The sequence below is a fragment of the Geobacillus sp. Y412MC52 genome, assembly GCF_000174795.2.
In the GTDB taxonomy this organism is placed as follows: domain Bacteria; phylum Bacillota; class Bacilli; order Bacillales; family Anoxybacillaceae; genus Geobacillus; species Geobacillus thermoleovorans.
Genome location: NC_014915.1, coordinates 3,007,614 through 3,020,642 on the forward strand (window position 1 = coordinate 3,007,614; position 13,029 = coordinate 3,020,642).

The following is a 13,029-nucleotide window of genomic DNA, read 5'->3' on the forward strand; positions in this document are numbered from 1 at the left end:
GGCGCATTCCCTAAAAAATCGCCCTTTTTCGACAAAGAAAGGGCAAAGCAAAAGGCCGTCCCCCGACCTGAGGACAGCCTCCTCTTCTTATCGTCCTAAGAACGATTTCAACATCCAGACGTGTTTTTCCAAGCTGCGATGAATGCCAAGCAGCATATCCCCCGTCGTTTCATCGTTCACTTCATCCGCCAGCTTCATGCCTTCTTTCAATTCGCCGATCATCGTTTCAAAGTCGCCGACAATCGAAGCCACCATTTGCTCCGCCGTTTCCGTCCCGGCCGCTTCTTTGACGGACGCCTGCTTGAGGCAGTCTTTCATCGTCGCCACGGGCTTGCCGCCGAGCGCCAACAGCCGCTCGGCCAGGGCGTCAATGTGGGTCGCGGCTTCGTTGTACAGCTCTTCGAATTTTTCATGCAGCGTGAAAAACTGCGGCCCGGTGACATACCAATGATAGTTGTGCAATTTCACGTACAACACAGTCCAGTTGGCGATTTGCTTGTTGACAAGATCGATCAGTCGGGTTGCCATCCTCTCACTCCTCCTCATGGTTCTTGTACCCAGCTGGCTTGTTGATGAAACATGGAAAACGTGCCGATGGATAGCTTTCCCCGATTCCGCCGGAAATATGAATAGTCCAAGGCAAGCGGAAGAGGAAAAAAGCAGCCGCCCGTCTCGGTGGACGCAGACGCGCCCGGTCCGTTTGCCGGAGGGGCGGGAAGAAAAAGACGAAGCAGCGCGGCGGGGAAGACGCTTTTTGTATGTTATAATGGAAAGAAAAAAGGTGGGTCTTATCATGTACTGGACATTAGCCGTTTGCCTCATCATCGCCGCTGCCGTTCTCGCTTTAGCGGTCATCACGACTTCCAAAGCGTACGCGTACAAGCATACGGTCGATCCGCTCCCGAATGAACGCGGCGGCGAACAACAAGCCGGCCCGAAGCAGCCGCAGTAGCGGCGCGGGGCCGGCTTGTTCATCAACCAAACACCTTTTTCAACTCTTCTTTCTCTTGCGAAAGCCAAAAGCGCATCAGCTGTTTGGCCGCCTCTAGATCATGCAGCTTCGCTTGGCCGCATTGCCGCTCGGTCGCGGCTGGCACTTCCGTCGCGGCGAGCGCGTCCTTCATGGCTTCTTCCAACAAATCGATGACCTCGTCCACGGTCGGCGAGCCGCTCACGACAAGATAAAACCCGGTTTGGCAGCCCATCGGCGAGATGTCGATAATATCGAAATGATTGTATTTCGCCGCATGTCGGCGCAGCGTATACGCCAACAGATGTTCGAGCGTATGAATCGCGGCCGGGTCCATCGCTTCTTTGTTCGGCTGGCAAAAGCGAATGTCAAACTTATTGACGACGCCGTCGCTGCCGACTTTGTGAACGCCGCAATGCCGAACGTACGGCGCTTTGACCGCGCAATGGTCCAATTCAAAGCTTTCCACCGGTGAAGGCATGTCAATCACTCCTAGCTATTTTGATCCTCTTTCTTTATCATAACCAAAACGAGGGGCGTCCCGCATCTTTTTTGCCTCTCGCTTGGCGTCTATGCCCAAAAAGCAAGGTCTGGGCGAGCGCCCCCATTCCGAGCGAACGACAGTCGTTTTGCTTGAACAAAAGAACGGTTTGTTCTATTGTAATCATGATGATCACAGAAAGGAGAACTGTACATGGGCCAATGGCTGATTTGGTGCATCCGTTTTTATCAACGCTTCCTTTCTCCGCTCAAGCCGCCGACATGCCGCTTTTATCCGACCTGCTCGAACTATGGCATCGAAGCGATCCGGCGCTTTGGCGCCATAAAAGGGGGATGGCTGACGGCGAAGCGCATTTTGAAATGCCACCCGTTCCATCCGGGCGGGCTTGACCCTGTCCCTGAACCGACCCATCATCTGAAAAGAAAAAATAACTAAAAAACTATTGCCTTGGGCTTTATTTTTTTGTATGATGGATCGTGTTAAATCGTAATGATTACTATTTTCAAAATGGAGGGGCTATAGATGAACAAAATTCCTGTCACTGTATTAAGCGGTTACTTAGGATCAGGAAAAACGACTTTGCTTCATCATATTTTGCACAATCGGGAAGGAAAAAAAATCGCCGTCATTGTCAACGATATGAGTGAAATCAATATTGATGCCGAACTCGTTCGGCAAAACGGCTTTTTCCGCACCGAAGAAAAGCTCATCCAAATTCAAAATGGCTGTATTTGCTGCACCTTGCGGGAGGATTTAATCAAAGCGGTCGATCAGCTTGTCGAAAACGGGGAAATCGACTATATTGTCATTGAATCTTCCGGAATCAGCGAACCCATTCCCGTTGCGCAAACGTTTACGTATTTGGATGAGGAACTTGGAATCGATCTATCCCGAAAATGCCGATTGGACACCATGGTGACGGTTGTCGACGCCAACCGTTTTTGGACGGACTTTTCCTCGGGCGAAACCTTGCTCGACCGCCAACAGGCCGTCGATGAAACGGACAGCCGCGAAATTGCGGATTTGCTCATTGAACAAATCGAGTTCGCCAATGTCATTGTCGTGAATAAAATCGATCTTGTTTCGCCGGAGGAAGTTCAAAAACTGCAAAAAGTGCTCCAAAAGCTGAATCCAGAAGCCGTCATCATCCCGGCAACTTTCGGCCAAGTGCCGCTCGATTCCATTTTAAACACCCACTTATTTGATTTTGAAAAAGCGAGCCAATCAGCCGGCTGGATCAAAGAGCTGAATGAAGAGCACACACCCGAGACTGAACAATACGGCATCTCTTCCTTTGTTTATCGAAGAAAGCGGCCGTTTCATCCGGAACGTTTGATGAATTGGCTTGAAAACTGGCCCACAGAAGTGGTTCGCGCGAAAGGATTTATTTGGCTCGCGTCTTGGAACGACTGGTGCATTCTCCTATCGCAAGCAGGGACATCCATCTCCATGCAAGCAGCGGGACGATGGATGGCTTCCTATCCAGAAGAGGACATAAAACAGCTGTTGCAAGAAGAGGAAGCATGGCAGGAAAAGTGGGATGACACCTACGGCGATCGCTTGACCGAACTCGTGTTGATTGGCATCCATATGAACGCAGATCGCATCGAACGCTCGCTGGACCAATGCTTGCTGACCGATGAGGAGATGAAGGAAGATTGGACGCTGTTGCCCAATCCGTTTCCTTCATTGATTCCTTCGGCCTAAACGGTGATCCACCATTTTCAAATCGTAATGATTACGATATAATAAATGCGGACATCTTTATTCCAGAAAGGAGTTCAACATGAGAGCAACGTCCATCATTTTGTCTTTCCTTTTGGCGGCAAGCGCCTTGCTATACGGCTGTCAATCGAAGCCAGAAACAAAAGAGGGCCAAACATCGAACGATCAGCTAACGATTTATACAACCGTCTATCCGCTTGAAGACTTTACGAAAAAAATCGGCGGCGACGCTGTGAACGTCAAAAGCGTTTACCCGCCGGGAGTTGAAGCCCATACGTTCGAACCGACAACCAAAACCGTGCAGCAGATTGCCGATGCGGACGCCTTCATTTACATTGGCCACGGGATGGAACCGTTCGCCGAAAAACTGCAGGAAACATTACAAAATGAGCACGTCCGATTTCTCGTGGCTACAAACGGCATCGAATTGCTTGAATCGAACCATGAACAGGAGCATGCGCATGGCGAAGGGCACAAAGACGAACACGGAGAGGGACATGAGGAAGAACATGGCCATGAACACGGAGACAAAGATCCTCACGTATGGCTTGACCCCATCCGATCCATTGCGATCGCCAAGAACATCCGCGATTTGCTGATTGAACTGAAACCTGAAAAAAAAGACCTGTTTATGCAAAACTTTGAAACGTTAAAGATGAAACTCGAGCGCCTTGACGGGCAATTCCGTTCAACAGTGGAGAAAGCTCCTAGAAAAGAGATACTCGTTTCCCATCAAGCCTACGGATATTGGGAAGACCGCTACGGAATCAAACAGCTGAGCGTTTCCGGGCTTTCTCCGAGCAACGAACCATCGCAAAAAGAGCTGACTCAGCTCATCCAGACAGCCAAACAGCATCACATCCGCTATGTCATTTTCGAACAAAATGTTCATCCCAAAACGGCGGAAGTGATTCAGAACGAAATCGGCGCCAAGCCGCTCCGTCTGCATAACTTGGAATCGCTGACCGATGAAGATCGAAAAGCCCACAAAGATTACTTTGCCCTTATGGCCGAGAATCTCCGCGTGCTGCAAAAAGCCCTTCATTGAAATACAACCGCCTGCCTCTTTCGATTGAGGCAGGCGGTTTCGTTTCCCTTCCAGACCATCCTTCCCTAAAATAAGGGCTCTTCACCAAAAGTTGTACTTGATTTTTTCTGAACATACCCCATTTACGCTTGTGAGGGAAAATCAACAAGTCCGTGATTTTGGCACATCTTTGTGCAGGAAACCGTATTGCTTGTCAAGTACATGTTGTGGTGAAGAGCCAAAATAAGGAATAATCAAAGAAAAAATGGAAAACCATAAGAAAAAAGAAAGGGATGTTGTGAAATGGATGACGTGATCATTGCCCGCAGCTTATTCGGGACGACGATGGCGTTTCATATCATTTTCGCCACACTTGGAGTCGGAATCCCGATCATGATTTTGCTGGCGGAACTTTTATACCAAAAGACAAAAGATTATGATTATGCCGTCATGGCGAAACGCTGGACGAAAGGGTTGGCCGTATTGCTTGGAGTGGCCATTCCGTCAGGCACCATCGCTGGGGTGCAGTTGTCGCTCCTATGGCCGGGCTTTATGGAAGTGATCGGAAAAGTGATGTCCCTCCCGTTTCAAATTGAAATTTACGCCTTTTTTATTGAAGCGTTGTTTATGTCCATTTATGTGTACGCCGCTGACCGCATCTCTCCGTTGATGCGGATTGTGAGCGTGTTTTTTGTCGCGCTTGGCGCCAGCGCTTCCGCCATTTTAATTACCAACGTGCACGCTTTTGAAGGCACGCCGGCGGGATTTCGGATCGAAAACGGCGAAATCGTGGATGTCGACCCATGGGCGGCCTTTTTCAATCCAAGCTTTTTCGTCACGGCCGGACATGTCGTCCTGTCCGCCTATATGACCGGAGCCTTTGTGTTGGCATCAATCGCCGCTTACCAGCTGTTGCGCGTCTCCCAAAACGAGCAAGTGCGGCGTTTTCACCAAAAAGCGCTCAAGCTCTCGTTGACGGTCGGCGGCGTATTCTCGCTGTTGACCGCCATCAACGGGCATGAATCGGCCCAACTCCTTCATCAATACCAGCCGGAAAAACTAGCGGCGGCCGAAGGGCTGTTTGAAACCCAATCCCATGCCCCGTTAGCCATCGGCGGATTTACCGATGCAAAAACGCAATCCGTAAAGTGGGCCATTGAAATTCCGTGGGCGCTCAGCTTTTTGGCCGGCAACCGTTTCGACACCGTCGTCAAAGGGCTGAACGATTTTCCGAAAGAATGGTGGCCGCCGCTGTTTGTCCATACGCTATTTAACGCCATGGTGGGCATCGGCGTGCTTCTCCTGTTCCTGTCGGCGGCCGCGCTGGTCTGGCAGAAATGGCGGAAGCGGCCTGCCTTTCCGCGCTGGCTCCTATATAGTTTTGTCGCCGCCGGGCCGCTTTCCATGATCGGCATTGAATGCGGCTGGATTTTTGCCTGCACCGGAAGGCAGCCATGGGTCATTTACCGGATGATGAAAACGGAAGAAGCCGTCACGCAAACAGGAAATTTAGCGGTCTTGTTTGCTTTGTTTGTGGCGATTTACATCCTATTGAGCATCGCCGTGGCGCTCGTGCTTCGCTATTATTTCCGCCGCCATCCGGTGGCGGACGAGCTGCGCAAACCGCCCAATGAAGGCACGCTGCCCGTCTAGAAAGGAGAACGATTCATGACCAATGAGCTGATTGCCATTACCGTGCTATGGGGGTTTATTTTCATTTATGCCGTCATGGCGACGATGGACTTTGGCGCCGGTTTTTGGTCGATGGTCTATATCCATCGCGAAAAAGCGAATGCCACCAAGATTGCGAACCGCTATTTATCGCCCACCTGGGAGGTGACCAATGTCTTTATCGTCGCGATTGTGGTCGCCTTGTTCAGTTTTTTTCCCGGCGCCGCCTTCCTGCTTGGGACGGTGCTTCTTGTCCCCGGCAGCATCATTTTGATCTTGCTCGCGATCCGCAGCGCCTTTCTCGTGTTTGCCCACGTCGCCAAAGAATATGAAAAAGCGCTCACCTATATTTCCGGCATCACCGGGATCATCATCCCGGCCTTGCTCATTAGCGTGCTGCCCATTACGCATGGAGAATTCATCGACATCCGCAAGGGCGTCCCGACTCTCGATTTGGAGCGCTTCTTTACAAGCCCCCATGCCTATTCCTTCATGGGCTTTGCGATTTCGAGCACGCTGTTTCTGTCTTCTCTCTTATTGGCGGATTACTCTCTTGAAGCAGGAGACCGGGAAGCCTACCGCCTGTATCGGCGCGACGCTTGGATCACGGGGCCCCTCTCGTTGTTGATGGCGGGGGGCATGATGCTGACGATGCGCTACGAAGCCAAATGGCTGTATGACAGGATGATGGAGTATTGGCCGTGGCTGATCGGTTCGGTGGCGATGTTCGCCGCCGCGGGCATCGCCCTTCTCTTGCCGTCTTCTCGGCACCCTCATGTCAGAGGGAGGCCTCGGCTCGCGGTCATCGCGATTGTCATTCAATATTTTCTGGCTAGTTACGCCTATGGAAAAGCCCATCTGCCCTATATGGTGCATCCGGATGTCACGATCGAGTCGGCCTTTACCCATCCGGATACATTCCGGGCGCTGTTTGCCTCCTACATCGTGGGCTTTCTCATTTTGTTTCCCGGCTTCGTCTATTTCTGGCGTTTGTTTATGCACGATAAGCGCTATGTACGGCCAAAATAACAAGGAAAAAGGTGTCCCCAACACGCGTGGGACACCTTCCTTTATGACGGTGCTATCTTCTGCCCTGCAGAAAGAAAAGCACCCTTTTCCTCACCCATCACTCTCACTATTGCAGCGAGCGGACATAGGCCGCAATGGCCGCAATTTCTCCCGGCGTCAATGTTTGCACTTCTTTCGTCCGATGGCGCCGGATTGCTTCCTCGATCGTTTTCGCGCTGCCGTCATGCAAATACGGGGCTGTCGCCCATACGCCGCGCAGCGTCGGCGTATCCCACTGCTTGGGCGTCCGCGGGTTTGTGAACCGGGCGCGGGCGTCGCCTTTGGAGGCGCGGTCCTTCGGATTGGCCGTGCCGATGTCGTGCAAGTAGGCGGTATTGGCAGTCGTCAATTTCCCGTCCGGCCCGACCGCCTTGACGCTGTCGGTGAAATACTCGCCCCCATGGCAGCTTAAGCAATTCCCTTTCCCGTTAAACAGGCGCTCCCCTTCCTTCGCTTCCGCCGTCAAGCTGCCGTCCGCCTTTCGATACGGGCTTTTCGGCACGGGGAACGAGCGCGGGTCGTTCAAGTAGGCGAGAATGGCGTCAAACATATGCTGGACGTTCGGCGGCAGCGGCTTGGACGGGTCGATCGCCGTCATGCCGCCCATCTCGCCTTGCACGGTATGAATGTAGTCGGTAAAATCGTCGCGCGACCCATCCCACATAAACAGCCCGGTTTTCGTCGCCAAAATATTGCTCGGCACGTTGCGCGGTCCTTTCGCCGTCATGAGCGTCAAGCCGTTGATGTCGCCGTCGCTATGGCACGAAGCGCAGCTCATCCAATTGTTCCCTGTGATGTTGATGGCAAACTCGTCGCTGTTGGCGCTGTAAAAGATCGTTTTTCCTTCACGCACGAGCGGGGAGAGCGAATCTTTCGCAATGAGGCGGATCGTGCCGCTCTCCTGCTTCGCTTTCGCATATGGGCTTTTTCCTCCGGTTTTGATCACGGCCAAATCATGGCTCATGGCGTTGTGGACGTAAAGCGTCTCCCCATCCGGCGAAATCGCGACCCCGCGCGGATTGTTGCCGTGGATGCGGCGCAAAATTTGCGTCGCCTTGCCGCCGCGTCGCAAGTCAAAGACGACGAGGTCCTCGCTTCCAGACATGACCGCGTACGCTTTGCCGCCGTCCGGGGAAAACGCCACATCGTACGGATTGGAGACGATGATCGTCTCGTTATGAACATCCGTGACATTGATCGCGGCAAACAGCTCTTTCCGCTCGTCCGGCAGCTCAACGTCTTTCGTTGCATCAATGACCGAGATGGCCGGAAAGACCGTTTCCTCAAATTGGATCGGCGTATCGATGTTCGTCAATAAGTGCAGAATATACGCTTTTTTGCCGTCCGGGGCGATGACGATTTGCTCAAGCGTGTTCGGAATGCCTTGGCTTTTTTTTCGATCGGCTTTGTCCGGCGACGGGGCGAGGGCGATTTCCTTGACCGCCCGCCGTTTCTTTGTGTCAATCACGGTGACTTTGGCCGCCAAATATTGCGTCACGTACAGCTTCCTTCCGTCCGCTGTCAGCGCCAGCGCCCGCGGCCGATCGCCCGCTTGGATGTCTTTGGTCCGCTTCCCGCTCTCGGCGTCAAACACCGAGACCGTGCCCGAGCGGTAGTTGGCGACATATACTTCCGCCCCATCCGGACTGGTGACGATGCCGAACGGCTCGATCCCCGTTTTCCAACGGTCGACGACTTTCCGCTTGTCAAGCGACACGACGTCCACTTCATCATCGTACATGCAGGAAACATACAGCGTCCGTCCATCCGGGCTGAGCGCCAGCTGGCGCGGTTCGCGGCCGACGGGAATTTCCGCTTCCTTCGTTTTGGTTTTCGCGTTGATGATTGTCACTGTATCCACATCGATGTTGGCGGTGTAGACATAGCGCCCGTCGCTGCTTACGGCGATGTTGTCGCCGTGCGCCGGGGCGTGTCTGACCACTTTTGGCTGCTCATGCCATGCCTTTTCGTCCTGACAGCCGGCCAACAGCGCGGCGATCGCCGCGGCGAACCACCATTTTCGCATTTCAATATTCCCCCGTTTTTTCACGAAAATGATAACCATCCTCAATTTTACAAAGAAAAGCGGCGAATCTCAATCGTATTCGCCGCTTTCTTTCTGTTATTTGTTGCCGGATCCAACGTTGACCTTGACCGTCCGCAACACCGGCGCCACGCCGTATGGGCCGCCGGCCGCCTGCACTTGCGGCACATGGTCGCGGTCGGTGTTGCCCAATTTTTTCCCTTTGATGTAGACATCTCCCGTATCCCAAAACTCGCTTGCCTGCATCCCTTCCTGAAGCGTCGGGCCATCGACGATCCGGTCGTAAAAGTCGACGAAGCGGGAGATGATCGTTTCGCGGTCAAGGGATTTCGCCGTCTCATCCGCTTGGTCGTTGTTCAAGTTTTGCAGCGCCACGCGGAACACCCCCGACAACGCGCCGGCGAGCCACGGGGTGTACTTGTCCTCTTTTTCTCCCGTATGGTACACGTGCCATTTTTGATCCCAAAAATGGCGGTCCATCGCCTCATAAACAAGGCGCGCCGCATCGCGGTACGCTTCGTCTTTCGTCGCCAAAAACGCTGCCGTCAGCCCGCGGATCGCGCCAAGCTGGGCAAGAAGCGTCGGCTCGTCTTGATCCGGCCCTTGGCCGATCGTATAGCCGTTGGCGACAAGCCCGTCTTTTCGCATCAAGTTGTGCATGATAAAATCCGCTTGCCGGCGGATGAGCTCGAGCGCCCGCTTTCCTTCCGGCGTGCCGAGCCCTTTGGCGCTCTCTCCGCTCGCATAGCCGACCGGCATCCCGTCAATCGCCCGTTCGAAGATGCGGAGCGCTTCCATTGTATAGCCGGCTTGGAACGTATCGACCCGATTTCCTTGCGTTCGCCCGTCATGTTCTGTCACAAACGCGCCCGCTTTTTCATTGAAATGCATGGCATCGATGTTGCGGAACACTTGCAGCAGCACGTCGCGGTTGACGGAATACGGGTCATCGGCCACGCGGTCGTTGGCTGGATCGGCATCCACATTTTCTTTTGCCGCTTTCGGGAACGGTTTTCCGTCAAACACGGCCAAAAACGCGGGGTTTTGGTTTTTGTTTTCCGGCCGCTGGTCGGTCATGCCGAAAAACTCCGCCGCCGGCCATAGCATGAGCCATTGGTCCTCAAGCAAGCTGCGGGGATCTTTGACGACCAACTTCGCCGCATCCGGCGCCAGCTCGCTTCCCCCTTCAGCCACTTCCACCGCGTGCGGCAAATAGACGAATCCCCCGCTTGGGTTGTAGCGGCTGCCGGCTGCCTTCGTCAACGCCTGTTGCTTCGCATCATAAAATAAATGGTCACGGATAAAAGCCAGCTTGTTCCATATTTGTTCCGTCAAAATCATCCCTTGCATCCCGTCGGCGGAGCTGACGCCAAGAGCGACTTTCCCGCTTTGATCGTCGTTTGGCGTTTTCGCCTCCACCTCTTCATCGCTGTCTTTTTGATGAAAATTCCCCAAAAAGTCGCCGGCCCAAAGCGCTTGCTTCAAAAAGACGCCGCCGTAAGCCGATGGCGTGAGCACTTTGTCCATTTTTCCGCGATCCCAGCGAAGCGATTGGAAATCGACTTGATAGACGGGAACGTATGTACCGTCGTCATTTTCCGCGTACACGTCCGTGTCAACCTTTTGCGCATAATGCGGATCGCCGCCGGCGTACTCGATGAAGGTCGGGAACATGTTGCGGAAAATTTCCTCGCGCGGATAGCCGACGCTGTCCGCAAGCTCATAAAAACGGTCGGCGAGTGTTTCATCGGCTGGCTTATGCCGCTGTTCGGCCCGCTGCTTGGCGATCGGGCCGTTTATGAGATGGAGCCCGAGCCCTGACTTTTCCGTCACCTCATACATGGCTTCTTCGGAATACTCGTATGACTCGATGCCGGCCGTATAGTCGAATTTCGTCGGTTTATCAGGCTTTCTCGCATCAAGGGTGTCCAAATCAAGCCCGAGCCCTTCAGCGAGCGGTTCGCCCGAAAGTTCAAATTCCGAGTAGGCAAACATATTGCCGGCCGTATCAAAATGATCGTCCGCCACCGGCACGTGCAGGCGCGGCGCTTCCGATGAACGGCCGTTCTCTTTCTCCCCGACGGCGGAACAGCCGGACGCCAAAAGCAGCGAGGCCGCCGCCGACGTGGCCATGACTTTCCAAGGCATGCGTTTCATGGCTTGCTCCTCCATTTTATTTAAAAATAACGATTTTCATTTTCAACCTATTTCATTATACGCCGGCGATCCCCTTCATTCAAGCCGGAATCCGTTCCATCACATTCCGCCCGAGAAAGACGCTTTTCATGCCTCTTCTCCTTCCCTTAAGCCGGAATCCACTCAATGCGGCGTCCGCCCGTCCATAAAAAGCAGCATTCCAGTTCGTTCGGACAACGTCCGATTGTTTTGCGGCATAAGGACGACGCCGTTTCTTTGCATCGCCGAATGGCTTCCTCTTCCTCACACCACAGCAGCACACGAACCCGGTCGCGGTAAACGATGTACAACTCCCGATCCGCTTCTTCGCCCAATCCGCCGTCCGCCAGCAGCAGCGGCTTGCATGCCGCCTCTTCCATCGAACCGAAAAACTGCAGCAAATGATCCGTCACCTTGGCCAACACAAGTCCGTAATGCAACGGCGTCGGAAACATCGACAAAGGAAGGAGCGAACGGTGCTGATCAATCAACCGGAGCAAGCAAAGCGGCGACCGCAGCGAAGGAGCGGTGTCGCAATACGCTTGAATGACGCGGCGAAGAAACCGGCGCAACGCATACGGCCAGACATCCAACGTCTCGTGATGGATAGGCACCATGGCTCGCCTCCTGTTTGTTCATGCATGTTTTTCCAGCTGCTCCAACACGGCGTTTATCGAGCTCCATGACCGTTTCGCAAAATAAATAGGCTTGTCTTTGCTTTTCGCCTTCTCTTTCACTTTCTTCGCCAAATTATGGTTCACGTAATCGATCATGACCAATATGGCGTCGACATGCTCCGGAATGTCGCGTTTCACCATATTCACTTTTCGTCCATTGAGATGAATGATTTCCCGGAATCCGGAACGCTCCAATTTATCGGTAATATGGCCTAAATGATCGGCTCCGACAACAAGCAGTGATGCCATCACGAAAGCCTCCTTTGCTCGCTTCTTTCTTTTTTATTTTAATTGAGAATGATTTTCTATGTCAATTATAACAAGAAATATTTTCATCATTTTTTTGGGCGATGAGCCCCCGCTTCAACGATGGTAAAGAAGGAAACGCCATTTCTGCACGAAATCCTTCTTTTATATTTGGGGCGGCGTGGGAGAACAACCATGATGGAAGCTGTCGATTGCCCCTGCTTCCGTTGATCCCAAGCGGGAGTCTTCTCGGTTAGAGATGGATAAAATGCCTGCAAATGCGTCAAACTATAGACGCGGGCGATTTCATCACGACAAGGGGGATGACCATGGCGAAAGATGTTCTTTGCGAAGTGCACAACTGCCGTTATTGGGCAGAAGGGAATCGCTGCAGCGCTGAAGCCATTTACGTGGTCAGCCATGCAGGAAAAATGGCGTCTGATTCAACGGAAACAGACTGCAAAACGTTTGTTCCGGCCCATGAAGCATAATGCGAGACCAACGAGGCGCTGCCCGGCCGACCGGGCGGCGCTTGCATCGTTCGAGGGGGATGACGATGGACAAACGCGCCAGCCTCATTCAAGCGCTGCAAACGGAAATGAAGCGGGCCGCTTTAGGAACATACCCAGCTTGCATCGACTCCTTCGCCCGTTTGTGGGATTATGAGTTCGGTTCGTTTGATCAGCTCCCACCTGAGATTGAACGGCTCGTCGCCCATCGGGCCGCTGAACTCGGGTGGATGGATGACGTTTGAGAGCCGTCCATTTCGGAACAAACGCCAGGTGGAGCAAAAAACGACGTTGGATGGCCATCCCTATGTTTCCATCTGCGCGATGGAAATCGGCCGTGCAAGGGATGACGTTTGACTGCCGTCCTCCAACAGGGGACAAAGCGGATGGATGAAGCTGGATCGCAGCGGTCTAA

The 13,029-nt window shown here is 53.2% G+C and carries 14 protein-coding genes; 8 read left to right on the forward strand and 6 right to left on the reverse strand.

The features are described 5' to 3' along the window. Positions 1 to 87: 87 nt before the first annotated feature. The gene (locus GYMC52_RS14830) at positions 88 to 528 is read right to left on the reverse strand and encodes a Dps family protein (RefSeq protein WP_013524460.1); all 441 of its coding nucleotides are present in this window, start codon (positions 526 to 528) and stop codon (positions 88 to 90) included. A gap of 265 nt (positions 529 to 793) precedes the next feature. Between GYMC52_RS14830 and ytzI the strand changes: the two genes are divergently transcribed. Next, a complete protein-coding gene (ytzI, locus tag GYMC52_RS18910) occupies positions 794 to 952 on the forward strand; it encodes a YtzI protein (RefSeq protein ID WP_015731617.1) in 159 nt (52 codons plus the stop codon). A gap of 22 nt (positions 953 to 974) precedes the next feature. On the opposite strand, the gene GYMC52_RS14835 is transcribed toward ytzI, so the two are convergent. Next, positions 975 to 1,451: an S-ribosylhomocysteine lyase gene (locus tag GYMC52_RS14835; protein ID WP_013524462.1), complete on the reverse strand. Its 477-nt coding sequence runs from the start codon at positions 1,449 to 1,451 to the stop codon at positions 975 to 977. A gap of 213 nt (positions 1,452 to 1,664) precedes the next feature. Between GYMC52_RS14835 and yidD the strand changes: the two genes are divergently transcribed. From yidD to GYMC52_RS14860, 5 genes are all read left to right on the forward strand, one after another. Then, positions 1,665 to 1,907, forward strand: coding sequence for a membrane protein insertion efficiency factor YidD (gene yidD / locus GYMC52_RS14840; RefSeq protein ID WP_013524463.1), 243 nt, complete (start codon positions 1,665 to 1,667; stop codon positions 1,905 to 1,907). An 87-nt stretch (positions 1,908 to 1,994) separates the two neighbouring features. Continuing rightward, positions 1,995 to 3,179 carry a GTP-binding protein gene (locus tag GYMC52_RS14845; RefSeq protein ID WP_013524464.1) on the forward strand — a complete coding sequence of 395 codons (1,185 nt, stop codon included), beginning with the start codon at positions 1,995 to 1,997 and terminating at the stop codon, positions 3,177 to 3,179. Between the two features lie 79 nt (positions 3,180 to 3,258). Further along, positions 3,259 to 4,245, forward strand: a complete 987-nt coding sequence (locus GYMC52_RS14850) for a metal ABC transporter substrate-binding protein (RefSeq protein WP_013524465.1) — start codon at positions 3,259 to 3,261, stop codon at positions 4,243 to 4,245. 282 nt (positions 4,246 to 4,527) lie between these two features. Then, entirely contained in the window at positions 4,528 to 5,877 is a 1,350-nt protein-coding gene (locus GYMC52_RS14855) for a cytochrome ubiquinol oxidase subunit I (protein WP_013524466.1), read from the forward strand. A gap of 15 nt (positions 5,878 to 5,892) precedes the next feature. Continuing rightward, positions 5,893 to 6,924 carry a cytochrome d ubiquinol oxidase subunit II gene (locus GYMC52_RS14860; protein ID WP_013524467.1) on the forward strand — a complete coding sequence of 344 codons (1,032 nt, stop codon included), beginning with the start codon at positions 5,893 to 5,895 and terminating at the stop codon, positions 6,922 to 6,924. Positions 6,925 to 7,030: 106 nt separating this feature from the next. Here GYMC52_RS14860 and GYMC52_RS14865 read toward each other — a convergent pair whose 3' ends face one another. The 4 genes from GYMC52_RS14865 to GYMC52_RS14880 form a co-directional block, all read right to left on the reverse strand. Beyond that, the gene (locus tag GYMC52_RS14865) at positions 7,031 to 8,989 is read right to left on the reverse strand and encodes a beta-propeller fold lactonase family protein (RefSeq protein ID WP_013524468.1); all 1,959 of its coding nucleotides are present in this window, start codon (positions 8,987 to 8,989) and stop codon (positions 7,031 to 7,033) included. A gap of 96 nt (positions 8,990 to 9,085) precedes the next feature. Then, the gene (locus tag GYMC52_RS14870; protein ID WP_013524469.1) at positions 9,086 to 11,164 is read right to left on the reverse strand and encodes a hypothetical protein; all 2,079 of its coding nucleotides are present in this window, start codon (positions 11,162 to 11,164) and stop codon (positions 9,086 to 9,088) included. A gap of 146 nt (positions 11,165 to 11,310) precedes the next feature. Further along, positions 11,311 to 11,799, reverse strand: a complete 489-nt coding sequence (locus GYMC52_RS14875) for a hypothetical protein (protein ID WP_013524470.1) — start codon at positions 11,797 to 11,799, stop codon at positions 11,311 to 11,313. 18 nt (positions 11,800 to 11,817) lie between these two features. Further along, positions 11,818 to 12,108: a DUF2325 domain-containing protein gene (locus GYMC52_RS14880; protein ID WP_013524471.1), complete on the reverse strand. Its 291-nt coding sequence runs from the start codon at positions 12,106 to 12,108 to the stop codon at positions 11,818 to 11,820. 326 nt (positions 12,109 to 12,434) lie between these two features. Here GYMC52_RS14880 and GYMC52_RS18230 point away from each other — a divergent pair, with 326 nt between their 5' ends. Both GYMC52_RS18230 and GYMC52_RS14885 read left to right on the forward strand, forming a co-directional pair. Beyond that, entirely contained in the window at positions 12,435 to 12,596 is a 162-nt protein-coding gene (locus tag GYMC52_RS18230; RefSeq protein ID WP_013144397.1) for a DUF1540 domain-containing protein, read from the forward strand. A gap of 65 nt (positions 12,597 to 12,661) precedes the next feature. After that, the gene (locus GYMC52_RS14885; RefSeq protein ID WP_015731616.1) at positions 12,662 to 12,859 is read left to right on the forward strand and encodes a hypothetical protein; all 198 of its coding nucleotides are present in this window, start codon (positions 12,662 to 12,664) and stop codon (positions 12,857 to 12,859) included. Positions 12,860 to 13,029 lie beyond the last annotated feature (170 nt).